The organism is Sorangium sp. So ce296 (assembly GCF_051529605.1).
In the GTDB taxonomy this organism is placed as follows: Bacteria; Myxococcota_A; Polyangia; order Polyangiales; family Polyangiaceae; genus Sorangium; species Sorangium cellulosum_D.
In genome coordinates this window covers 12,467,005-12,491,140 of the sequence record NZ_CP150325.1, presented here as the reverse complement: position 1 = coordinate 12,491,140, position 24,136 = coordinate 12,467,005, and the positions used below count along the sequence as shown (strand labels likewise).

Here is a 24,136-nt window from a genome sequence, read left to right as displayed (position 1 = left end):
CGGCCAGGGGGCCGGCGAGGGAGCACGTCGCGCGGTGCGGGTCAGGGCGCCGCGGACGGCGCCGGCGCGATCCCGAAGACGCGCTCGTGGCGGGCGCTCACATGACACCCCATGCACGACGCGACCCGGCCGGCGGAGGTCACCTCGCCCCCGGGCGCGACCGTCCCGTAGACCCAGCCGGCGTCGGTGCCGGGGGTCTCCGGCGCGACCTTGAGCACCACGTAGGCGCCGGCGAAGCGCGACGCGCGGTAGACGCGATCGCCGTCCCGCAGGTAAGGATCGAAGTGATCCGGCGTGCCGGACGCGCCGTCAGGCCCCGAAGGCTGGTGCGATGGGAGCTCGGGGACCTCCTTCGCGTCGACGAGCTCGGGGTGGTAGCTCTCCTTGACGAGGGCCTGCCCGACCGGCTGGGACACGGGCGCCTCGGCCTGCACCAGCGGATAGCGATCGCGGTGCTTGGCGAACACCGAGTAGAGCTTGCGGGCGTGACCGCCGTCCTCGGCGGCGCTCATGCGGGCACGGCCGGGGAGCGGCAGGCGGCACAGCCAGGGCGCCCAGCGGAGCTCGTCGTCGACGCGGCCCCAGGCCTTGTAGTCGCGATAGGCGGAGGCGATCAGCGGGGCGAAGCGGGCGTCCACCTCGGCGGCGCCTGCCGAGGGCGCAGCGGCCGGAGACGCCGGAGAGGAGGACGAACCGCCGGAGGGAGGGCTCTTCGGGTTCTCGGCATCCGGAGAGACGGGCTCGTCCACGGGGTGGCTGCACGCAGGCACGAGCACGAGAAGGAACCAGGCGACGCGCATGAGGCTGGATCTTACGCTCCGGCCGACAAAAAGGTCTCGGCCTCGCGCATCTCCGGATCTCGGCCGCCTCGCCGCCCTCCGCAGGCGGCCAAGATCACGATACCGATCGCGTAGATCCGTCCGATGAAGGCGCGGACCCGTCCGAGGACGGCGCAGATCCGTCCGGCTGCATTGTCTCCGCCGGCGTCGCTGGAGCAGCCGACGGCGCCGGCGCGGCGCGGGCCGGCTGGCAGCGGGGGCAGAAGTACGTCGACCGCATCATCGTCCCCTGGCGGCGCATCTGGATCGCGGCGCCGCAGTCGTAACAGGCGCGCCCCTCGCGGCCGTAGACGCTGACCGGCCGCCTGCCGCGGTCGAACCCCGCGCGCGTCGTGCGCGTGTGGAGGTAGTGCGCGGTGGGACCGCGGTACGCGCCGGAGGGATCCCGCGGCTCGACGTTGGCCTGCAGGAGACGGCGGCCGAGGTCGAGCATCGCGGAGAGCTCCTCGTCCGAGTACGCCCGGACCGGGGCGAACGGGTCGAGCCGCCTCCGGAAGAGGAGCTCGCTCTTGTAGACGTTGCCGATGCCGGCGACGACGCGCTGATCCATGATCGCGACCCCGAGCGGCACCTCGTCGAGCGCGCGCAGGCGGCGGAGCGCCTCCGCGGCGTCGAAGCCGTCGCCGAGCAGGTCCGGGCCGAGGCCGCCGAGCAGCCGGTCGCCGCGCAAGGCGCTCGCGCGGAGCAGGCGCACGATGGGCGCCCGGAAGCAGACGGCGACGTAGCCCGGGACCGCGAGGATCGCCGACGCCGTCGCCTCGGACCGCTTCCAGCGCTCGCCCTCTCGGTAGAGGTGCCACGCGCCGCTCATCCGCAGGTGCGTGTGCAGCACGGTGCCCTCGTCGAAGAAGATCAACAGGTTCTTGCCGCGCGCCTCCACGCGCTCGATGCGCCGGCCGACGAGCGCGTCGCACCGCCGGTCGCTCCGGGGCAGCTCCAGGGCGATGACGCGCGCGCCCTCCAGCGCGGGGCCAAGGGCAGCGGCGATCCGGAAGAGCGTGTCGCCTTCGGGCATGAGCGGCTCCAGGACGCTCTGGGTGCCGACCGACCGGATCGCAAGGGGCTCCAGCGCGAAGAGCGTACGATGCTCCGCCGGCACATGTCCGCCTGCGCCTGCATCCGCGCGCAGGAGATGATCGTCCTCGAGATCGGGAACGCCACCGGCGCCGACAGCAAGGCTGCGAGGATCGGCGCCCGCCGAGATCCCGGGGAGCTACCGCGTCGTCCACGAGAGCGGCTAGCACCGTCTGTCTCTCAGGCGTTCGTTAAGAATTGTAATGTTGGGTGTTATGGCGTGAAGGGCGCAAAATAAAACCGAGCTGAGCCAGGCAGACGAAGGGGACAGCACTGCTGTGCCTGCGGACTTTTCTTTCGGAGCGACAATCGACCGTCGGCGCGCAGCGCGCGAGGTGTGCCGTTGCAGCAAGGCTGGTGCGCTGCTTCCACGATTCGCCGCCATCCTCGGCGGCGCTCTCACCAATGCAGGAATGCATCCGTCGATGGCCGTATCGAGCGCTCGGCCCGCGCGCTTGCCCGAGCCGGGCATTCGTTCTAAGGTGTGTCGCATCGACCCGGAGGCCAGGAAAGACCTCCATCGCAAAAGGAGTTATCCATGCGTCGGATCGGCCCTGCTACCCGCTTGCGGTTCTTCTTCGCTGCCCTGACTGCAGGCGCGGCGATGCTGGGAAGCGCCGCCCTGCTGGCTCCCTCGAGCGAGGCGGCGCCCGGGGCGAACTGCATCTACTACAGCGACGAGAGCCACACGACGGTCGTCGGCAAGTACGGCCGCGATTGCTGCAACAACCAGATCGCGTGGGGCACCAAGACGCAGCATTACGAGTGCGGCGGGTGTTTTCTCTGCACCCCGCCTCCTCGCTGAGGCAAGCACGCCACGCTCCGCCCGCTCTCGTGACCGTCGCACGGATCGCTCCTCGGCACGGATCGCAATCGATCCAGAGGACAGCGGGAATTCCAGGGACCGATCTGCCCGGCGTGCCTGGCCGGGCGCGTGCTCTCTCGGATCGCGCGGCTGACCAACGGCTTTCTTGCTCCAGAAGTCACCATCGACGATCATCCAAATCGCGGGGGTTGGCATGAACAAGAACCGTGCTTCTCGATGGCTGTGCGGCGCGCTCGGGCTCGGGCTCGCGGCCCTCTCTGGCTGCTCTGGCAAGGTCGACAGGGTTGACCCTGGCCCGGGCGGCTCGTCGAGCGCAGGGGGCTCGACCGGAGCGGACGGCCACGGCGTCAGCGCCGGCGTCAGCGCGAGCGGCGCTGGCGCGGGCGGCGCGGGGGCCTCTGGCGCGGGTACGGGCGGCGCCGGCGACGGCGGCTCCGGGGGTGCGGGGACGAGCGGCTCCGGGGCTGGCGGCTCAAGCCACGGGTCGGGCGGTTCGAGCAGCACGGGCACCGGCAAATTCGTCGGCAACATCACGACGGATCGCGCCGTGCGCGACGACTTCGTCCGGTACTGGGACCAGATTACGCCCGAGGTCGAGGGCAAGCTCGGCAGCGTCGAGTTTTCCCGCGGCGTTCGAGACTGGAGCAGGCTCGACGCGATCTACAAATACGCGCAGGACAACGACATTCCCTTCATGGAGCACGCCTTCGTGTGGGGGGCCACCCAGCCGAGCTGGCTCGTGCGCCTCACCGCCGACGAGCAGCGGCAGGCCATCAGGGACTGGATGCAGGCGTTCTGCGAACGGTATCCCGCGACGAAGTACATCATCGTCGTGAACGAGCCGCCGCCCCACACCACGCCTACCTTCAAGAACGCCATCGGGGGCGATGGCGAGAGCGGCTATGACTGGATCGTCAACTCCTTCAAGTGGGCGCGCGAGTTCTGCCCGGGCGCGACCCTGATCCTGAACGACTACAACAACATCGAGTACAAGGGCGAACACGACCGCTTCGTCGAGATGGTGAAGGCGCTGCTGGCCGCGGGCGCTCCGATCGACGGCCTCGGCGCGGAGGCCCACGACGCATACAAGATGGACACCGGTACGGTGCAGGGCTTCATCGACGGGCTCGCCGCCACGGGCCTGCCCGTGTACATCACCGAGTACGACATCAGCCTCGCGGACGACGAGGAGCAGCGACGGGTGATGGAGGAGCAGTTCACGATGTTCTACAACCACCCCGCCGTCAAAGGCATCACCCTCTGGGGCTATGTCGTCGGCTCCACCTGGCGGGACAACACGGGTCTCCTGCACCCGGACGGCACCATGCGGCCGGCCATGGCCTGGCTGATGGAGTTCCTCGGTCGCGGGGAGTGACCCGTCGCCGGCCCGCTCGGAGCGTGGGGCGACGAGCACCGCACCGCCGCGCCCGACTCGGCAGCGGGCGAGCCGAGCGCACGCGCTGGAGGCCCCCGCGGTTGACCCGGATATGGCAGAGCGGCGGCGTTGGCGGCAGCGGTGAGCGCGGTGAGCGCCGACGGGCAACCGCTCGGGCGGGCGCGTGAGGGGACGCCGGCCGTCGGCGTCAGCGCGTGGGCGCCGACGAGCCGACCGTCCGCGCGCAGCGGAAGCCCATATCATGGGCCCGGGTGGAGTAGCTCTCCAAGCCGGAGCCGTACGATCGATCCGCGAGCCGCAGCTTCGTCAGCGCGGTGTACCAGGAGCCCCCCCGCGCGCCGGCGCCAACGACGTCGACGTCAGGCCAGCCGAGCAACTTGACGTCGGGGTTCCCGAAGCCGTCGAGCTCGCCGGTGCCGGGGGTACCGGTAAACGCCCGGCCCTGGGGCTCCCCGACGGTCACGCACCACTCCCAGAGATTGCCGCTCAGCCCCATCACCCGGTAATACGATGCGCCGGTCCGCTCTCGCTCGTTCACCTGGACCGGGGACAGGCTGGACTGGTCCTCGACGAAATCGCGACGCATGCCGAAGGCGCACGCGCCGGACCAGGACGCCGGCGGGCCGCCGAAGGCGTTGCCGGGCAGCGGTCCGGAGCCGCCGTCGCCGCCGACGAAGATGGCCTGTTGGAAGGCCGCGTTGCCGTTGACCCAGCTCACGCCCCCCTCGTTGCCGAAGATCACCTGGGCCTGCACGGCCGTGGTGGTGCCCCACGCATACTCGCAGCTCACGGCCTGCGCTGGACCACGGCAGGCCTTCTCGTACTCGAGCTCCGTCAGCGGGCGCAGGCCCGCCCAGCAGGCGAAGGCTGCCCCGTCCATCCACGCGAGCCAATTGCAGGCGTTGTCGGGACGCAGCGTGAGGCGAGCGCTCGATTGCGTCATGAAGGTGGTGTAGCGATAAGAACCAAACCAGTACGAAAAGCGCACCGTTCTCGCCGGGCCCTGGAGCGTGTTGACGAAATCGCCGTACTGGCCCTGGTTGATCTGGTACTTCATCACGTAGAAGGCGCCGTACCCGTTCGGGAATCCCTTCGGAATCGGGCCCTGCCCGTCGCCCTCGTTCCCGTCGGACGCGTCCCCGTCGTAGTAGAGCCGCGACCGGTCGCCGTTCGGCCCCACCTCGATCGGGCCGTCGGACGTCACGCGGTAGGATCGATCGGGTTCCTTGTCGCCGAGCGAGGCGTCGTAGAAGCAGGCGGCCGGCCCCCCGCCAGGGCCCAGCGGATCCCCCAGCGAGAACGGGCCCTCGGGGATGTAGACCATCTCGATGCCGAACACCCAGAGCGACACGTGGTCGGCGAAGGCAGGGCCGTCCGGTGGGCGGCAGAGGGTCAGGGTCACCGCGCGGAAGACGACAGGGCCCACGCCGGCGTTCTCGTCGCTGCGGTAGAGGAACACGCCGCGCTGATCCTCGGGGAGGAGCACCTCGCCTCCAACGGGCGCGCGGGCGGCTGCGATCAGCGCGTGCCGCCACTCGCTCATCCGGCTGGCCTCGAGGCCGTGGCTCCTGTCGCCGAGCGCCCGCACGGTGATGTCCTCGACGGACGACTCCAGCGGGCCCATCGGGCTGCGGTGGTGGTACCGCTCCACCCGGACGCGCCACTTCTGGCCCGGGGTCACCGGGTGCACCTCACGCTTGCCGCGCAATCGCAAGGAGCTCGGCCTCCCAGACACGGGAGCGGGGATCGGCGCAGCCGCCGCGGGAACGGGGATCGCCACCGCCGCCGCCACGGCAGCGGGGGCCGCCGCGGGAGCGGGGACCGCCGCCATCGCCGCTGCGGCGAGCGGGGACAGGTCCCCCTGATCCGCCGCAGCGCGGATGTCCCCGTTGTCGTGCAACGGGACCACCTCGGTGCCGCGGTACTTGACGAAGAGCCAGACGGCGTCCCAGTTGCCAGCCCCCGGCCCGCCGCGCTCGCGGAACGAGTTGTCCCAGGCGACGTCGAAGCGAACGGTGATCTCGTCGCCCTCCCGGCCGACGATCTCCAGGTTGGTGACGCGCGCGCTGCCGGCGGTCGGGGGGCTGCGGGTCTCGAGGTCCATTGCTGTTTCTCCTTGCTCGACGCGACACACGGGCGTGACGAGGGGTGAGCCCGTCGCGCCGCGTCCGCTCAGGTGGGGTGCACCGTCGGCCAGCGACGGTAGCGCGGCGCGTCCACAGCCGGGCTCGCCTCGCGCAGGCGCTCCACGTCGGCGCAGTCCCGGATCACCCCCTCGGGGCGGCTCCGGCTGCGCACCAGGAGGGCGGGCTCCCCGGAGTAGCCCGGCGGGACGTCCGCCGCGTGGTAGCGCAGATCGAGGCTCCAGCGGACGCGCTCGGTCCGGTTCAGGCCGGACCGGTGCGGCATGAGGCCGCTCATGAGGAGCACATCGCCCGGGCGGGCCGGGACCTTCACGGACTCGAGCGGCGGCAGCGCCTCGCCCAGGATCTCGAGAAACGGCTCGCCGTGCACGTTGCGGTGCGGAAGGATGCCTCGATGACCGCGGGGGAGCACCTCGATGCAGCCGTTCTCCTCGGTGGACTCCGTGAGCGGGATCCAGACGGTCGCGTAGAAGTACCGGTCACACTCCGGCACCAGGTAGGCCACGTCCTGGTGCCACGGCATGGCGCGCATCCACGAGATGGGGCTGCTGCTCGGGAGCTTCGGCCGGACGCGGTAGCCGGGGTGGCAGGCGATCTCGGGGCCGAGCAGCGGCTCGAGCAGATCGAGGAGCGCGGGGCCGCGGATCAGCTCGAGCAGCGCAGGGCGCATGTAGTTGCGGTTGAAGAGCGTCCGCACCACCGCGTCCGTGCGCAGGGAGAGCCGGTGCAGGCGCGTGTCGAAGCCGTGCTCCTCCAGCGGATCCTCGAGCTGGCCTCGGTCGCGGAGATCCCGGGAGCAGGCGTCGACCGCCGCGTCGAGCTCGTCGATGACCGCGGCGACGACCGGCGGGGGGAGCGCGCCCTCGACGAGCAGGTAGCCCTCGTCGGAGAAGGCGCGGAGCATGGCGTCGCTGAGGGTCGCGCTGCTCACAGGGTGATCTCCTCCCATCCCCCCGCGGGCTCGGCGCGCGCGGCGAGCAGCTCCGCGAGGGCGAGCACGCCCGGCGAGCGTAACACATCGACGATCGAGACCGCGATCGCCAGCTCGGCCGCGAGCCGGCTCCGGAGCTCGACCGCCATGAGCGAATCGAGGCCGAGGCGGACGAGGGGCTCGTCCAAGGGCAGATCCGCCGCGGGCCGGCGCAGCGCCGCCGCAACGCGGGCCCGCAGGTACAGCTCGAGGCGCCCCCGCCGCTCCTCGGGCGCGCCGGCGAGCGGGTCGGCGACCAGCAGGGCGGCGCCCCCCGGGCCCGAGGGGGCCGCGCCGCGCCCGGCGAGCAGCGCGAGGCGCGGAGCGGCCGCGGCCTCGGGGTAGGCTGCCGACCACGCGCTCCAGTCGACGCCCAGCACGCCGACGTGGGGCGGTGCGCCAGCGAGCAGGCGCTCCAGCACGTCGAGGCAGCGATCCGGGGCGAGGGGCGCGACGCCGCGCGGCGCGGCGCGCCGGCCCTCGGCCCGCTCGCGCCGCGCGGCCATGCCGACGCCGTCCCAGTAGCCCCAGCCGACGCTCAGCGCGGGGAGGCCGCGCGCCCGGCGATCGTGGGCGAGCGCGTCGAGGAACGCGTTGGCGGCGGCGTAGCCGCCGAGCAGGGGCGAGCCGAGCTGCGTCGCGGCGGAGGAGAAGAGCACGAAGAGGTCGAGATCCGCGAGCAGGCGATCGAGCAGCCAGGCGCCGAGCACCTTGGATCGCAGGTCGGGGAGGAGATCGTCGGCCGCGAGCTGGTCGAGCGGCGCGGGGCGATGCACCCCGGCGCAGTGGATCACGCCGCGGATGGCAGGCCAGGCCGCGGCGTCGTGGGCCGCGAGCGAGGCGCGCAGGGCCCGCTCGTCGCCGACGTCGGCCACGGCGATCCGCACGCGCGCCCCGAGCGCCTCGAGGGCGGTGATCGCGGCGGCGCGCGCGTCGCCCGCCCCGGCCGCGCTGGGCGGCGTCCGGCCGAGGAGGACGAGGTGCCGCGCGCCCCGCTCGACCAGGCGGCGCGCGACGAGCAGCCCGAGGTCGCCGAGGCCGCCGGTGACGAGGTAGCTCGCGTCGGGGCGCAGCCGGAGCGGCTCGGGGGCGGAGCGCTCGTCGTCCCACGTCGAGAGCCGAGCCGCGAGGCGCTCACCCCGGCGGTACGCCACCTCCTCCGCGGGGCCGGATCGGCCGGCGATCTCCGCGGCGATCAGGGCCGCAGCCTCCCCGGCGGCGGCGTCCGGCGGCAGGTCCACGAGGCCGCCGAGGTGCTCGGGGCGCTCGGCCTCGAGCGTGCGCCCGAGTCCGAGGAGCACGGCCTGCGCCGCGGCGACCGGGCCTGGCTCGACCGGCTGCGCGCCGCGCGTGATCAGCCAGATCCGGTGCGATCGCCCGGAGTCGAGCGCGCCGTGGAGCTGCTCCAGCGCGAGGCCCGCGAGCCGCAGCACCTCGGCTTCCAGCGCGGCCGCGCTTGCGGCGCCGCCCGCCGGCGCGTCCAGCGCGACGAGGTAGACGATCTCCCACGGCGGCTCCGGCGCCGCGGCGCCGGGGAGCGAGGCGCGTGCGGCGCCGACGTCCGGCCTCACGAGAGCGCAGGGGCGGCCATCGGCCCGAGCGATGGCCGCGAGGCGGTCGCCCACGCCGCCCCGATCCGCGACGATCAGCCAGCCGCCGCGCGACGTCGTCGCGCCGGCGGGGCGCGGCGCCGGCTGCCATTGGAGGACGGTGAGCGCGTCCTCGGGGCGGCGCTGCGGTCCGCGCGCGGCGAGGCGCGCCAGCCGGAGATCGTCGACCTCGACGACGATCCGGCCGTCCGGATCAGCGACGCGCACGTCCGCGTGTACGCCGTCTCGATCGCGGTGGCGGACGGTCAGGTGGCTCCAGAGCCGCGGGACCAGGGGGCCGCGCAGGCGCACCCGCGCGACGCCCGCGAGCACGAAGGGGCCGGGCATCGCGGGGTCCTCGGCGAGCTCCACGGCGGCCTGGCCGCAGGCGTCGAGCAACGCGGGGTGCAGCGCGTGGCGCGGCAGCGCGCCCGCGACCTCCGCGGGGGCCACGATCTCGGCGAGCGCCTCGGCGTCGCCGCGCCACAGCCGCGCGATGCCCTGGAAGCCGGGGCCCCAGGCGTTGCCGCGCGCGGCGCGCCGCGCGTAGAAGGCGGCGCCAGGCTCGACGGCGCCGCAGCGGGCGCGGATCGCGGCGACGTCGAGCGCGAGGGGCGCGGTGGCTGGCTGGGCGACGGCGGCTCCGCCGCGCGCGACGAGCGTCCATGCCGGCTCGCCAGGGCGGCGCTGGTGCAGGCGGAACGCGGCCGCGCCCGGGCCCTGCTCGGTGACGAGCATCTGGAACCGGCACGTGCCGTCGCCTGGCAGCACCGCGGGCCGTTCGTAGACGACGTCCGTGAGATCGCGGGGGCCCGGTCCGAAGAGCTCCGCCGTGGCGGCGAGCGCCGCGTCGAGCGTCGCCGTGCCCGGGAGCACGATGGCGTCCTCGACGCGGTGGTCGGCGAAGAGGGCCAGATCCGCCGCGTCGAGCGCGCCGTGCCAGAGGTGGGCGCCCGGCGGCTCGGCCAGCGCGATGTGCTCGCCGAGCAGCGAGCGGGCCGCCGGAGCGCGGCGCTCCGGCGCTGCCGGGAGGGCCGCGCGGTCCCAGGGGTAGGCCGGCAGCGCTGCGCGCGGCCCGCCGGGCGGCTGGAGCGCGCTCCACGCGACGGGGAAGCCGAAGCAGTACAGCGCGCCGACGGCGGCGAGGAGGCCCGCGCGATCGTCCTCGCCCCGCCGCATGGCGGCGAGCAGCGGGCTGCGCGCCTCGAGGCCGAGGAGGGCGAGGCCCTCCCGGAGCGGCGCGAGCAGCGTCGGGTGCGGGCCCAGCTCGAGGAACACGGAGGGGGTGTCGGACACGAGCGTCCGCAGCGCGGGCCAGAAGCGCACCGGCTCCCGAAGGTTCCGGGCCCAGTAGGCGGCGTCGAGCTCGGGCCCCTCGACCGGCGCGCCCGTCACCGTGGAGATCATCGGCCTCGCCGCGCGGCGGGGCTGCAGATCCGCGAGCTCGGCGCGGATCGTGGGGCAGAGCTCCTCCACCGCCGCGCTGTGCGAGGCCACGTCCACCCGGATCCGCCGCGCGTCCACCCCGCGGCGCTCCAGCTCCGCGACGATGGCGTCGAGCGCGGCGGCGTCGCCCGCGATGACCGTCGCGGTCGGCCCGTTGACGGCGGCGATCGAGAGCGCCTCCGGCCGCCCTGCGACGAGCTCCGCGGCCTGCTCCGCCGAGAGCGCGACCGCGGCCATGCCGCCCGAGCCTCGCGCGCGCGAGAGGAGCCGGCTGCGGCGCGCGACGACCTGCAGGCCCGCCTCGACGTCGAGCGCGCCCGCGACGACGGCGGCCGCGGCCTCGCCCATGCTGTGGCCGATCACCGCGTCGGGCTCGATGCCGAAGGCGCGGAGCTGCGCGGCCAGGGAGACCTGGATCGCGAAGAGCAGCGGCTGGACGCGATCGACGCGATCGAGCCAGGCGGGATCGCCGGCGAGCGCGTCGCGGAGCGACCAGCCCTCGGCGGCGCGCAGGGCGCGGTCGCATGCCTCGAAGCGCTCGCGAAAGGCGGGCTCGCTCTCGAGCAGCGCGCGGCCCATGCCGGGCCACTGGCCGCCCTGCCCCGGGAAGACGAAGGCGAGCCGCGGCCGTCCGGCGACCGGAGAGCGCCCGGCGCTCGTACCGGGCCGCGGCTCGCCCTTCAGGAAGGCGTCGAGCCGCTCGGCGAGCTCGGCGCGGCCCCGGGCGACCAGCGCGAGGCGGTGCTCGTGGTGCGCGCGCCCGAGCGCGGCGGCGGCGCAGATCGCGTGGACCTCCGCGCGCGAAGGCTCGCCCTCCGGCGCGTCGAGGAGCCGCCGGTAGCCCGCCGCGAGCGCGCGCAGCGCCCCGGGGCTGCGCGCCGAGATGGGCAGGAGCTCGGCGCACCCCGGCGGGCGCGGCGCGGGCGCGGGCGCCGGGCGGGGCGCCTCCTCGAGCACGAGGTGCGCGTTCGTGCCGCTCAGGCCGAAGGAGCTGAGCCCCGCGAGCCGCGGCCCGCCCCCCGGCGGCCACGGCGTCGGGGCTCGCGGCAAGAGGAAGCACGAGCCCGCGAGCGGCAGATCGGGGTTGGTCTCCTCCAGGTGGAGGTTCGGCGGGATCTCGCCGCGCTGCAGCGCGAGCGCCGCCTTGAGCAGCCCCGCCATCCCGGCCGCGGCCTCGAGGTGCCCGAGGTTGGTCTTCACCGCGCCGAGCACGCAGGCCCCCCCATCGGGGCGCGGCGCGCCGACGACGGCGCGCAGGGCCTCGACCTCGATGGGATCGCCGATCCGGGTGCCGCTGCCGTGCGTCTCGACGTAGCCGATCTGCGCGGGCGAGGCGGCGGCGTCGGCGAGGGCCAGCCGGATCACCTCCTCCTGCGCGCGGCCGCTCGGCGCGGTCAGGCCGTTGGTGCGGCCGTCCTGGTTCACCGCCGTCCCGCGCACGAGCGCGCGGATGTCGCGGCCCGCGGCGAGCGCGTCGGAGAGCCGCTCGAGGACGACGACGCCGCAGCCCTCGCCGCGCACGAAGCCGTCCGCGCGCGCGTCGAACGTCTTGCAGCGCCCGTCGGCCGCGAGCATGCCGAGCTTGGCCATCGCCACCCACTCCTCCGGCGCGAGCACGAGGCTCACCGCGCCGACGATGGCGCGGTCGCACTCGCCGGCCAGCAGGCTGCGGCAGGCGAGGTGGACGGCGACGAGCGAGGACGAGCAGGCGGTGTCCACGACGAGGCTCGGCCCGCGCAGGTCGAGCAGGTAGGAGATGCGGCCCGCCGCGAGGCACTGCTGGGCGCCGAGGCCCGCGTAGGCGTCGATCGCGCCCGGGTCCGCGAGCGCGAGGCGCGCGTGGTCACCCTGGTAAGCCGCGACGAATACCGCGGTTCGGCTGCCGGCGAGGGAGGGGCCCGGCAGGCCGGCGTCGTCGAGCGCCTCCCAGGTGACCTCGAGGAGCACGCGGTGCTTCGGGTCCATGCGCGCCGCTTCGCGCGGGGAGACGCCGAAGAACGCGGCGTCGAAGCGATCGATCTCGCGCAGGAAGGCGCCCCACCGCGAGCTCGTCCGACCGGGCGCGCCCGGGTCCGGGTCGTACCAGGCGCGCGCGTCCCAGCGCTCGGGCGGCACCTCGGTCACGGCGTCGTGGCCGCCGCGCAGCAGGCGCCAGAGGCCCTCCGGATCGTCGGCGCCACCTGGGAGCCGGCAGCCCATGCCCACGATGGCGACGGGATCCACCACGAGCCGCCGCGGGATCTCACCCGCGGCGCGCAGCTTGCGCGCGAAGAGCGCCCGCCGCTCCGGCGACAGCGCGGCGGCGCGCGCCGACACCTCGTCCCAGGGGATCTCCCGGCCTTCCATCCAGCACCCCGCCAGCAGCCCGCGCGCTGCCGCGCTCGAGCGCGCACCCTACCACGAGCGCGCGTGCGCATGTCACGACCCACAGCGGCCCGCGCCGGCTTGCTGATCCCGAAGTTCTCACGTATTCAGCGGACTTTCCACGCGAGGTTCGCTCGTTCCCGGGAGGTCGCGTGCCGCTGTACTCGACGGATGACAAGCAGGTGGGGGCCTGCGACACGAGCGCAAGGCGCCGCGAGGACCCCCGGAGCGTCGAGCCCGCCGAGCCGGTCGCGCTGATCGGGATGGCCGGCCGCTTCCCCGGGGCGCCGAGCGTCGAGGATCTCTGGAAGCTCCTCTGCGACGGCGCGGAGGCCATCCGCGACGTCCCTGCAGACCGCTGGGACGCGGAAGCCTACCACGCGCCCGATCCGGCCGCCCCCGGCAAGATGCTCACGCGCGCGGGCGGCTTTCTCGGCGAGGTCGACCGCTTCGACGCGGCCTTCTTCGGCATCTCGCCGCGCGAGGCCGCGCACATGGACCCGCAGCAGCGCCTCGCGCTCGAGGCGAGCTGGGAGGCGCTCGAGGACGCCGGCATCCCGGCGGCGGGGCTCACCGGCAGCGCGACGGGCGTGTTCCTGGGCGCCATGTGGCGCGACTATGGCCGGCTGCCCGGCGCCCGCGGCGAGGCGATCTCGCAGCACACGGCGACGGGCAACGATCTCAGCATCCTGGCGGCGCGCGTCTCGTACGCGCTCGGGCTGGAGGGGCCGAGCGTGGCCCTCAACACCGCTTGCTCCTCGGCGCTCGTCGCCGTCCACCTCGCCTGCCAGAGCCTGCGCGCGGGCGAGTCGTCGCTCGCGCTCGTGGGCGGCGTGAACCTCATTCTCTCGCCCGAGAGCACGGTGGCCATGACCAAGTTCGGCGGGCTGTCGCCCGACGGCCGGTGCTTCTCTTTCGACGCGCGGGCCAACGGCTACGTGCGGGGCGAGGGCGTGGGCGTCGTGGTGCTGAAGCTCCTCGCGCGCGCGCGCGAGGACGGCGACCGCGTCCGCTGCGTGATCCTCGGCAGCGCAGTGAACAACGACGGTCGGGGCCGGACGGGGCTGAGCTCCCCGAGCGCCCGCGCGCAGGCCGCGCTCCTGCGCCGCGCCTACCGGAGCGCGGGCGTCCTGCCGGCCGCGGTCCAGTACGTCGAGGCGCACGGCACCGGCACGTCCGCCGGCGACCCCGTGGAGGCGGAGGCGCTCGGGGAGGTGCTCGGCGCGGGCCGGCCGGCGGACCGCCCGCTCCGCATCGGATCCGTGAAGACCAACATCGGGCACCTCGAGCCTGCAGCGGGCGCCGCGGGCCTGATCAAGGCCGCGCTCTGCGTCGAGCGCGGGGCCGTGCCGCCGAGCCTGAACTTCGAGACGCCGAACCCCCGCGTCCCCTTCGAGGCGTGGCGCCTGCGCGTGCAGACCGAGATCGGCCCCTGGCCCTCGCCCGCCGAGCCCGCCCTCGCCGGCGTGAGCGCGTTCGGCTTCGGTGGCACCAACGCCCACCTGGTCCTCGCCGAGCCGCCAGCGCCCGAGGGCGAGGCGCACGCGCCAGGCCTGCGGGTGATCCTGGTGTTCGCGGGCCACGGATCGCAGCGGCCGGGCATGGGCGGCGCGCTGCTCGAGCGCGAGCCGGTCTTCCGCGCGGCGCTCGAGGCGTGCGCCGACGCGCTCCATGGCCTCGGCGGCCCGGCGATCCTGCCAGCGATCGCGGCCGGCGCGGCGAGCGCCGCGCTGGAGGACGTCGAGGTGGCCTGGCCTGCGCTGGTGGCGTTGGAGATCGGGCTCGCGGCGCTGCTGCGATCGTGGCGCGTGGAGCCCGCGGCCGTGGTGGGCCACAGCGTCGGCGAGGTCGCGGCCGCGCACGTGGTCGGGGCGCTGAGCCTCGAGGAGGCGATGGAGATCGCGCTGCGCCTGGCCCGGCGGGCCGCGCGCGCGCGGGGCGGCGCCATGGCCCACGTCGACCTGCCCCCGGCCGAGGCGGCCGCGCTGATCGAGGGGCGCGCGGATCGGCTCCGGGTCGCGGTGCACGCGAGCCCCGGGGCCACGGTGCTGTCCGGCGACGCCGAGGCGCTCGGCGACGTGCTCGCCTCGTGCACCGCCCGCGGCGTCGGGTGGCGGCCGGTGCGGGGCGACGTCGCCGCGCACGGGCCGGCGCTCGCCTGCCCCGCCGCGCGTGCGGAGCTCGGCGCGGCGCTCGCCGGGCTCCGGCCCCGCGCGGCCCGGGTACCCCTCTATTCCAGCGCGACCGGCGGCGCAGCGCGGGGCGAGTCGCTCGACGCGGCGCACTGGGAGCGGAGCATCGCCGAGCCGGCGCGCTTCGCCGAGGCGGTCGCCTGCGCCGCCGCGGAGCCCTCGGCCGTGCTCGTGGAGGTGAGCGCGCAGCCGATCCTGCAGCAGGACCTCGAGGCGATCCTGGCGCACGCCGGGCGGGCCGCGGTGGTGCTCCCGTCGCTCCGGCGCGGCGAGGACGAGCGCCGCTCGATGCTCGACGCGCTGGCCGCGGTCCGCGAGGCCGCCGCCGGGCAGCGCGCCCCGTGCCCCGCGCGCGTGGAGATCGTCCCGCTGTCTGCGAGGGATCCGGCCGCGCTCGCCGCCCTGGCGCGCGCGCACCGGGCTCATCTCGCCTCGGAGGCGGGCCGACGCGCGCTGCTCGCCGACATCGCCTACACCGCCGCGGTCCGCCGCAGCCACCTCGAGCATCGCGCCGCCGCGGTCGGCGGTTCCCGCGAGGAGATCGGCGCCGCGCTCGACGCCCTCGCGGCGGCCGAGCGCGCCCCGGCGCCCGCCCTGCGGCGCCCCCGGATCGCGTTCGTGATCTCGGGCCAGGGCACGCAATGGGCAGGGATGGGCAGGGAGCTCTCCGCCTCGGAGCCCGTGTTCCGCGCGGCGATCGCGCGCTGCGACGAGCGCTGGCGGCGGCTCGCAGGCTGGTCGCTCGAAGCCGCGCTGGAGGCGGGCGAGGCCTCGAGGCGCCTGCACGACACCGAGATCGCCCAGCCGACCCTCTTCGCCGTCCAGCTCGGCTTGATGGAGCTCCTCGTATCGTGGGGCGTCGAGCCGGAGCTGCTGCTCGGCCACAGCCTCGGCGAGGTGGCAGCGGCCTGCGCGGCGGGGGCGCTGACGCTCGACGACGCCCTCGTCGTGGTGCACCACCGATCGCGGCTCCTTCAGCGAGCGACCGGGCTCGGCGCGATGGCCGCCGTCGAGCTCGCGCCCGAGGAGGCGGCGCGCGCGATCGCCGGCCACGAGGGCCGCGTGGCCATCGCCGCGGTCAACGATCCGGGCTCGGTGGTGCTGTCCGGGGAGACCGCGGCGCTCGAGGAGGTGCTGCGCGCGCTCCGCGGCCGGGGCGTCGAGGTCCGACCGCTGCCGGTCCGCTACGCCTTTCATAGCCCCCAGGTGGCGCCGCTCGGCGACGCGCTCGAGCGCGCGCTGGACCGCCTCGCGCCGCGGCGCGCGGCGCGCGCCCTGATCAGCACGGTGACAGGCGCGCGCGCCTCCGGCGCAGAGCTCGACGCGCGCTACTGGGGCCGGAACGTGCGCGAGCCCGTCCAGCTCGCGGCGGCGACGCGCGCCGCGCTGGATCTCGGAGCCGACGTGCTCGTCGAGATCTCCCCCCACCCCGCCCTCGCAACGTACCTCGAGCGCGCGATCGCCGCCGCGGGCGCCGCGGGCCGCGTCATCACCACCCTGCGCCGCGGCCGCGCGGAGCGCCGCGCGATGCTCGAGGCGCTCGCCGCGCTCTACGCCGCGGGGGTGGACGTCCGTTGGCGAGCGCTGCATCCCCGCGGCGGCCGCTGCGTCTCGCTGCCCTCGTACCCGTGGCAGCGGACGCGCTTCTGGCTCGACGCGCCCCCGGCCGAAGCGCCGGAGCGCCCCGCGCGGACCGGCGAGCACCCGCTGCTCGGCGGCGGCTTCACCGTGGCCACGCAGCCAGGCGCCCGGTTCTGGGAGCGGCGCCTCCGCGCCGGCGCGCCGCGCTGGCTGGCGGACCATCGCGTCCTCGGCGAGGTGATCGTCCCCGCGGCCGTCCTGGCGGAGATGGCGCTCGCGGCCGCGGCGGGCAGGGCCCCCGGAGGCGTCGTGCTGGACGATCTGCGCTTCGAGCGCCCGCTCGCGCTGCCAGCCACGGGCGCGCGGACCGTCCAGGTGGCCGTCACGCCTGGGCCGGGGGCGGGCGCCTCGGTGCAGGTGGCGAGCCTGCAGGAGGGCGGTGAGGCGTGGGTGGTACACGCGCGCGGCGAGGCGCAGCCCGCGGACGGCGCGCCCGGCGCGGAGCCCTCGCCGCCAGCCCCGCCGGAGCGGGCCGTCGCCGAGGACGCCGCCGCCCATTACGCCGACCTCGCCGCGCGCGGGCTCGTCTACGGGCCGTCGTTCCAGGGGCTCGTGGAGCTCTGGCGCGCCCCGGGCGAGGCCCTGGCCCGCCTCGTCGCGCCCGCCGCTCCGGCTCTCGAGCCCGGTCGCTGGATCCTCCAGCCCGCGCTCATCGACGGCGGGCTCCAGCTGCTCGCAAGGCTCCTCGGCGCTGCGCTGGAGCAGGGGCCCGGGGCGGCGGCCGGCTCGCCTGGCGGCGCCGGCGCCGCAGGGATCGCCTACGTGCCCGCCGGTGCTGAGCGGCTCCGCGTGTACGAGGCGCTGCCGCGCGAGGCGTGGGTGCGCGCGCGGCTCCGGCCGGCGGTGGGCGGCGAGCTGCCGCGCGGCGATCTCGCGTGGCTGGATGCGCGCGGCCGGGTGCTGGTAGAGGCCAGCGGAGTGCGCTTCGGCCAGCTCCACGGGACGCGCGCCTCGGACGCGTGGCTGCACCGCGTCTCGTGGGCGCCCCGGCCGCTGCGGGCCGCGGCGCCGCCGGGGAGCTCCTCGCCCGACGCGGGCACGTGGGTCATCGTGGGGGACGCGGGCGGGCTGGGCGCGGCCCTGGCGGCTCGGCTCGAGGCGCGGGGCCATCGCTGCGTGCGCGCGGCGGCCGGCGCGCGCGCCCCGCGCCGCGTCGACCGCCTGGATCCCGCCGATCCGGGGGCGCATCGCGCGCTCGGCGACCTCTCCCTCGCGGGCGGCGTGCCGCTGCGGGGTGTCGTGCACCTCGGCGCGCTGGACGCGCCGGCGCTGCCAGAGGCGGGCCTCGACGCGATCGAGGCCGTCGCGCGGCTCGGTCTCCTCGGCGCGCTCGGCGCCGCCCGGGCCATCCTGCGCCGAGAGACGCGCGACGCGCCGCGGCTCTGGCTGGTCTCGCGCGGCGCCCAGGCCGTGCGCGAGGCCGAGCCCGCGCGGCCCGCACAGGCGCTGCTGTGGGGCCTCGGTCAGGCGCTCGCGCTCGAGCACCCGGAGCTGCGCTGCACCTCGGTCGATCTCGATCCGGCGCCCCGCTCGGACGAGGCGGAGGCCCTGCTCGCGGAGCTGCTCGCGCCCGACGGCGAGGATCGCGTCGCGCTGCGCGCGGACGGCCGACGCGCCGCGCGCCTCGTCCGCGCCCCGCTCGCGCCGGCGCCAGATCCGCAGCTGGCGCCGGACGCTACCTACCTCGTCACCGGCGGGCTCGGCGGCCTCGGCCTCAGGCTCGTGCGCTGGATGGTCGCGCGCGGCGCGCGGCGCGTGGTGCTGGCGGGGCGGCGCGCGCCGAGCGGCGCGGCCGCCGAGGTCATCGCGGAGCTCGGTCGGGCCGGCGCGCGCGTCGACGCCGCGGCGGTGGACGTCGCGGACCGCGCGCAGCTCGCCGCGCTCCTCGACGCCATCGCGCGCGAGGGGCCGCCGCTGCGCGGCGTGATGCACGCCGCGGCGGTGCTCGACGACGGCACCGCGCTCGAGCTCGACGCGCCGCGCCTCGCCCGCGTCCTCGCGCCCAAGGCCCGGGGCGCCTGGAACCTGCACGCGCTCACCGCTTCCTTGCCGCTCGATTTCTTCGTGCTCTTCTCGTCCGTCGCCTCGCTCTTCGGATCCGCGGGGCAAGGCAGCTACGCTGCCGCCAACGCTTTCCTCGACGCCCTCGCGCGCGCCCGCCAGGCCGCCGGCCTGCCCGGCCTCAGCGTGGCGTTCGGGCCCTTTTCCGAGGTCGGCCTCGCGGCGGCCGACGAGCGCCGCGGGGCCCGGCTCGGCCGCCGGGGCGTCGGCAGCTTGAGCCCTGCCGAGGGACTGTCGGCGCTCGGCCGGCTGCTCGGGGCCGGCGCCGCCGGCACCTGGGGGGTGGTCCGCCTCGACGCGCTCCGCTTCTTGGAGTCGCATCCGGGCGCCGCGGCTTCGCCCTTCTGGTCGGCGCTGCGGAGCGCGGGGGAGCACGCCCTGCCCTCGTCGGCGGCGGGCATGCGGGACGCGCTGTCGAGGGCGCGCCCAGAGGCGCGCGGCGCCCTGATCGAGGCCCACCTTGCCGAGCAGATCGCGCGCGTCGTCGGCGTCGACGTCGCGCGCCTCGACCTGACCCGGCCGATCCTCGATCTCGGCATGGACTCCCTGATGAGCCTCGACCTGCGCAACGGCCTGGAGGCCAGCCTCGGCCTCCGGCTCGCGGCCACGCTGCTCTTCGCCTACCCGAGCGTGAAGGCGCTCTCGGCCCACCTGCTCGCGGAGCTCGGCCTCGGCGACGCGCCGGCGTCGCGCGCGCCGGCCGCGCCCCCGGCGGGCTCTCGCTCGGCCTCGCCGGGCGGTGACCCGCCCGCGCTCGCCGAGGAGGCGATCCTCCGCCTGTCCGAGGCGGAGGCCGAAGCGCTGCTCCTCGAGCGACTCGGGGCGCTGGAGCGGCGAGGGGCGCCTTGAGCGACGCGCAGGCCTCCCCGATCAAGCGCGCCCTCGCCGCGATCGAGGAGCTCCGCGCCGAGCTCGACGCGCTACGCCGCGAGCGCGCCGAGCCCATCGCCGTCATCGGCATGGCCTGCCGCTTCCCGGGCGGGGCCTCGTCGCCCGAGGCGCTCTGGCGGCTGCTCGACGGCGGCGCCGACGCGGTGACCGAGGTCCCGCCGGACCGCTGGCCCCTCGCGCCCGCCGCGGACCCGGCGCCCGCGCAGCGCGCCGCGCGCTGGGGCGCCTTCCTCCGCGACATCGACGCCTTCGACCCGCATCACTTCGGCGTCTCGCCCCGGGAAGCGGCGAGCATGGATCCACAGCAGCGGATCCTGCTCGAGGTCGCCTGGGAGGCGCTCGAGCGCGCGGGCCAGGTGCCCGAGCGGCTCGCGGGCAGCGCCGCCGGCGTCTTCGTCGGGGCGATGCACGACGACCACCGCGAGCGCAGCGCCGCCGGGGACCCGTCCCGCTTCGACCTGCACACCGGCACCGGTGCGTTCCGCGGCTTCGCGGCGGGCCGGATCTCGCACGTGTTCGGGCTCATGGGCCCCAGCCTGGTCGTCGACACCGCGTGCTCCTCCTCGCTGGTGGCCGTGCACCTCGCCTGCCAGAGCCTGCGCCTCGGCGAGTGCGATCTCGCGCTCGCCGGCGGCGTGAGCCTGATGCTCTCGCCCGCCACGATGGAGATGGGCGCGCGGCTGAACGGCGCGCTCTCGCCCGAGGGCCGCTGCCGGACCTTCGACGCGCGAGCGAGCGGCTTCGTGCGGGGCGAGGGCTGCGGGCTCGTGGCGCTCAAGCGCCTGTCGCGGGCGCGCGCCGACGGCGACCCGGTGCTGGCGCTGCTCCGGGGCTCGGCCGTGAACCAGGACGGGCGCTCGGCGGGGTTGACCGTGCCCAGCGTGCGCGCGCAGGAAGAGCTGCTCCGCGCCGCGCTCCAGCGCAGCGGCGTCGCTCCCGAGGACGTCACGTACGTGGAGACGCACGGCACCGGCACCCCGCTCGGCGACCCCATCGAGGTGGAGGCGCTCGCGGCCGTGCTGGGCGGCGCGCACAGCGGTCCGCCGTGCGCGCTGGGCGCGCTGAAGCCCCACCTCGGGCACCTCGAGGCGGCCGCCGGCGTCGCCGGGCTCATCAAGGTCGTGCTCGCCATGGAGCACGGCGCGATCCCCGCGAACCTCCACTTCGAGGCCCTGAACCCCCGCATCTCGCTCGAGGGCACGCGCCTCCGCCTGGCGACCTCGAGGCTGCCCTGGCCCGGCGCCGGCAGACCGCGCGTGGCCGGGGTCAGCTCGTTCGGGCTGAGCGGCACGAACGCGCACATCGTCGTCGAGGAGGCCCCGCCCCCTCCCGCGACCGAGGCCGCGCCCGCCGGACGCGCCGTGCTCCTGCCGCTCTCGGCCCGCGACCCCGCCGCCCTCCGCGCGCTCGCGGCCGCGTACCGCGAGCCGATCGCAGCCGCGCCCTCGGCCGCCCTCGCGGATCTCGCGTACACGGCGGGCGCGCGGCGCGCTCACTTCGAGCACCGCCTCGCCGTCGTCGGGGCGTCGCGCGGCGAGATCGACGCCGCGCTCGCCGCGGTCGCGCGCGGCGAGGCGCATCCGGCGGCGCTCCGGTCCGACGGCGCCGGAGCGCGCCCGTCCGCGCGGCGGCCGCACCGCCTGGTCTTCGTCTGCCCGGGCACCGGCGCGCATCGGGCGGGGATGGGGCGCGAGCTCCTCCGCGACGAGCCCGCCTTCCGCCGCGAGCTCGAGGCGTGCGACGCCGAGGTCCAGCGCCGCGCGGGCTGGAGCCTGCTCGAGGAGATCGCGGCCGACTCCGACCCGGCGCGCGCCGACCTGGTGACCATCGGCCAGCCCCTGATCTTCGCGCTCAGCGCCGCGCTGGCCGCGCTGTGGCGCTCCTGGGGAGTCCTGCCGGACGCGGTGGTGGGCCACAGCTTGGGCGAGGTGACGGCCGCCTACCTGGCCGGTGCGCTGAGCCTGGCCGAGGCGGTGCGCGTCGTGTGCACCCGCGCGGAGAGCCTGGCGCTCAGCGCCGGCCGCGGCGCCATGGCCGCGATCGACCTCGGGCCGGCCGACGCCGAGGAGCAGCTCCGCGGCGAGGACGACCGCCTCGCGATCGCCGCCTGGAACGGCCCCGGCGAGGCCGTGCTCTCGGGGCCCGTCGAGGCGCTCGACGCCGCGCTCGCCCGGCTCGCCGCGCGTGGGGTGGCCGCGCGCCGCCTGCGCTCCCCCCACGCATTCCACGGCCCCGCCGTACGCCCCGCCGCGGACGCGTTGCGCGCCGCGCTCGCGGATCTCGCGCCGCGGCCCGTGGCGCTGCCCCTCTACTCCACCGTGACCGGCGCACGCGTCGAGGGGCCGGATCTCGGCGCGGCGCACTGGGCCCGCAACGTGCGCGATCGCGTGCTCTTCTGGCCCGCCGTCGAGCGCCTGCTCGAGGACGGCCACGGGATCTTCCTCGAGCTCAGCGCGCACCCCGCGCTGCTCCCGTCCGTCGACGACGCCGCGCGCCGCACGGAGCGGCAGGCGCTCACGCTCGCCTCGCTGCGCCGCGATCGCGGCGAGCGGCGAGCGATGCTCGAGGCGCTCGCCGCGCTTTACACAGAGGGCCGCCCCGTGGACTGGGCCCGCCTCCACCCGGGCCGCGCGCGCTGCGTCCCCGCGCCCACCTACCCCTGGCAGCGGCAGCGCTTTCCGATCCCCGGTGCGCCGCCCGCCCGCCCGCGCGCCGCGGCGACGGAGGCGGCGCCGCCGCTGTCCGCCGCACCGGAGGGGGTCGGCCTTGCCGCCGCCCCCCCGGTCGTCCACGGCGTCACCTGGAGGCCGGAGCCGCGCCCCGTCATGGCGCCGCCGGCGCCGACGGCCCCGGGCCGCTGGATCCTGCTCGGCGGGGCGCGCGGCGCGGCCGGCGCGCTCGCCGCCCGGCTGGGCGCTGCCGGCGACACCTGCGCGCGCGTCAGCGTGGAGGAGCCCGAGCAGCTCCGCGCCGCCATCGACGCGCTCCTCGCCGCGCCCGCGCCGCCCTGCCGCGGCGTCGTGCACCTCGGCGCGCTCGATCTCCGCGAGCGCGCGCCGGACGCGCTGACCGGCGCGGTCCTGCTCCGGGACGCCGAGGCCGCCGCGGCCGGCCTGCTGCACGCCGCGCAAGCGCTCGCCGCCTGCCGCGCTCCGCCCCGGCTCTGGCTGGTCACCACCGGCGCGGCCGTGGATGCGCCCCGCGACGCCGCGTCCCTGGCCGCGGCATCCCTGTGGGGCCTCGGGCGGGGGATCGCCGCCGAGCATCCCGAGCTCGCCTTCACCAGCGTCGACCTCGCCGCGCCCGGCGAACCCGAGCTCGGCGCGCTCGCCGAGGTGCTGCGATCGGACGACCGCGCCGAGCAGGTAGGCCTGCGCGGCGGCGCGAGGCTCGTGCCCCGCGTCGCCCCGCTGCCCCTGCCCTCGGCCGCGGCGCCCCCCGTCGCCGGCGCCTGGCTCGTCACCGGCGGCCTCGGCGCGCTCGGCCTCGCCGTGGCTCGCTGGCTCGCCCGGCAGGGCGCGGAGGCGATCGTGCTCGTGGGCCGGCGCCCCCCCGGCGAGGCCGCGGCGCGCGTCGTCGACGACCTGTCGCGCGGCGGCGCCCGCATCCTCGTCGAGCGCGCCGACGTCGCGGACGCCGAGCAGCTCGCGGCCCTGCTCGCGCGCGCCGCGGGGGCGCTCCCGCCGCTGCGGGGCGTCGTGCACGCGGCGGGGGTCGCCGAGCGCGCGCTCGTCACCGATCTCGCGCCCCGCGCGCTCGGCGCCCTGCTCGCGCCCAAGCTCGCCGGCGCCTGGAACCTCCACCGCCTCACCCTGGAGAGCCCGCTCGACGCCTTCGTGCTCTTCTCGTCCGTCGCCGCCTGGATCGGCGTCCCGGGCGCCGCCGCGTACGCCGCCGCCAACGCCTCCCTCGACGCCCTCGCGCGCCATCGCCGCGCCCTCGGCCTCCCCGCGCTGAGCATCGGTTGGGCCGCCTGGTCCGGCCGTGGCATGGCCAGCGACCCGCGCGTGGCCCGTGCCCACGCCTATTTCGAGCGCCGCGGCATGGCCGGCATCGCCGAGGACGACGCGCTGTCGCTGCTCGGCCGCCTCCTTGATCCCGCCGCGGCGGCCCCGCCGCACGTGCTCACGCTGCCGCTCGACCCCGCGGGCCTGGCGGCGGAGCGCCGCCGCGCCGACGCCCGCTGGCTCGCGCTGCTCGGGCAGGAGCCGGCCCCCTCGGGCGGGATCGCGCCCGCGCGCGCCATGCTCGCGCAGGCCACGCCCGCGGCGCGGCGCGCCGCGCTGGAGCAGCACGTCCTCGGGCTCGCCGCCCTGGTGCTCGGCACTCCCGCCGATCAGATGCCCCTCGGCGCTTCCTGGAGCGACCTGGGCATGGACTCGTTCCTCGCCACCGAGCTGCGCCGCCTGCTGGAGGCGAGCCTCGGCGTGCCGCTCCAGGTCACCCTCGCCTGGCGACACCCCACGCTCGCCGACCTCACGCGCCACCTCGCCGGCGCGCTCGGCCTCGATCTGCCCGCCTCGGGCGAGCTCGCGGCCGCCCCCTGCCCCGCCGGCGGCGCGGCGCTCGGGGACATGCTCGGCGAGATCGAGCAGCTGCCGGACGCCGAGGTGCGACGGCTGCTGCGCGGAGCGTGAGGCGGGCGCGGGCCGGCAGGAGAGCCGCCCTCGCCGAGAGCGAGGCCCCCGCGCGCGGGTGACCGA

At 76.6% G+C, this 24,136-nt stretch carries 9 protein-coding genes; 4 read left to right on the top strand and 5 right to left on the bottom strand.

The genetic code is table 11. From position 1 onward, the window contains the following. Positions 1-41: 41 nt before the first annotated feature. Together WME98_RS46015 and WME98_RS46010 are read right to left on the bottom strand one after the other, a co-directional pair. Complete coding sequence (locus WME98_RS46015) at positions 42-800, bottom strand: hypothetical protein (RefSeq protein ID WP_437947969.1); 759 nt, start codon at positions 798-800, stop codon at positions 42-44. 94 nt (positions 801-894) lie between these two features. Continuing rightward, positions 895-1,854: a DNA-formamidopyrimidine glycosylase family protein gene (locus tag WME98_RS46010; RefSeq protein WP_437947968.1), complete on the bottom strand. Its 960-nt coding sequence runs from the start codon at positions 1,852-1,854 to the stop codon at positions 895-897. 597 nt (positions 1,855-2,451) lie between these two features. On the opposite strand from WME98_RS46010, the gene WME98_RS46005 reads away from it, so the two are divergent. Both WME98_RS46005 and WME98_RS46000 read left to right on the top strand, forming a co-directional pair. Next, a complete protein-coding gene (locus WME98_RS46005) occupies positions 2,452-2,718 on the top strand; it encodes a DUF6289 family protein (protein ID WP_061627948.1) in 267 nt (88 codons plus the stop codon). Positions 2,719-2,932: 214 nt separating this feature from the next. Beyond that, positions 2,933-4,114 carry an endo-1,4-beta-xylanase gene (locus WME98_RS46000; protein ID WP_437947967.1) on the top strand — a complete coding sequence of 394 codons (1,182 nt, stop codon included), beginning with the start codon at positions 2,933-2,935 and terminating at the stop codon, positions 4,112-4,114. A gap of 208 nt (positions 4,115-4,322) precedes the next feature. Here WME98_RS46000 and WME98_RS45995 read toward each other — a convergent pair whose 3' ends face one another. The 3 genes from WME98_RS45995 to WME98_RS45985 form a co-directional block, all read right to left on the bottom strand. Continuing rightward, positions 4,323-6,239 (bottom strand): formylglycine-generating enzyme family protein, encoded by a 1,917-nt coding sequence (locus WME98_RS45995; protein ID WP_437947966.1) that lies wholly within the window; start codon positions 6,237-6,239, stop codon positions 4,323-4,325. 68 nt (positions 6,240-6,307) lie between these two features. Beyond that, complete coding sequence (locus tag WME98_RS45990; RefSeq protein WP_061627950.1) at positions 6,308-7,210, bottom strand: phytanoyl-CoA dioxygenase family protein; 903 nt, start codon at positions 7,208-7,210, stop codon at positions 6,308-6,310. Then, the gene (locus WME98_RS45985; RefSeq protein ID WP_437947965.1) at positions 7,207-12,630 is read right to left on the bottom strand and encodes a type I polyketide synthase; all 5,424 of its coding nucleotides are present in this window, start codon (positions 12,628-12,630) and stop codon (positions 7,207-7,209) included. Before WME98_RS45985 ends, WME98_RS45990 begins: the two co-directional genes overlap by 4 nt. A 170-nt stretch (positions 12,631-12,800) precedes the next feature. Here WME98_RS45985 and WME98_RS45980 point away from each other — a divergent pair, with 170 nt between their 5' ends. Beyond that, positions 12,801-19,391, top strand: a complete 6,591-nt coding sequence (locus WME98_RS45980; protein ID WP_437947964.1) for a type I polyketide synthase — start codon at positions 12,801-12,803, stop codon at positions 19,389-19,391. Beyond that, positions 19,388-24,070, top strand: a complete 4,683-nt coding sequence (locus WME98_RS45975; RefSeq protein WP_437947963.1) for a type I polyketide synthase — start codon at positions 19,388-19,390, stop codon at positions 24,068-24,070. The genes WME98_RS45980 and WME98_RS45975 overlap by 4 nt, the downstream gene beginning before the upstream one ends. The last annotated feature ends 66 nt before the right edge of the window (positions 24,071-24,136 follow it).

What these genes read in the sequence shown, in the direction of transcription:
- WME98_RS46015 (WP_437947969.1), bottom strand. Translation starts at nt 800, where the DNA reads ATGCGCGTCGCCTGGTTCCTTCTCGTGCTCGTGCCTGCGTGCAGCCAC.
- WME98_RS46010 (WP_437947968.1), bottom strand. Translation starts at nt 1,854, where the DNA reads ATGCCCGAAGGCGACACGCTCTTCCGGATCGCCGCTGCCCTTGGCCCC.
- WME98_RS46005 (WP_061627948.1), top strand. Translation starts at nt 2,452, where the DNA reads ATGCGTCGGATCGGCCCTGCTACCCGCTTGCGGTTCTTCTTCGCTGCC.
- WME98_RS46000 (WP_437947967.1), top strand. Translation starts at nt 2,933, where the DNA reads ATGAACAAGAACCGTGCTTCTCGATGGCTGTGCGGCGCGCTCGGGCTC.
- WME98_RS45995 (WP_437947966.1), bottom strand. Translation starts at nt 6,239, where the DNA reads ATGGACCTCGAGACCCGCAGCCCCCCGACCGCCGGCAGCGCGCGCGTC.
- WME98_RS45985 (WP_437947965.1), bottom strand. Translation starts at nt 12,630, where the DNA reads ATGGAAGGCCGGGAGATCCCCTGGGACGAGGTGTCGGCGCGCGCCGCC.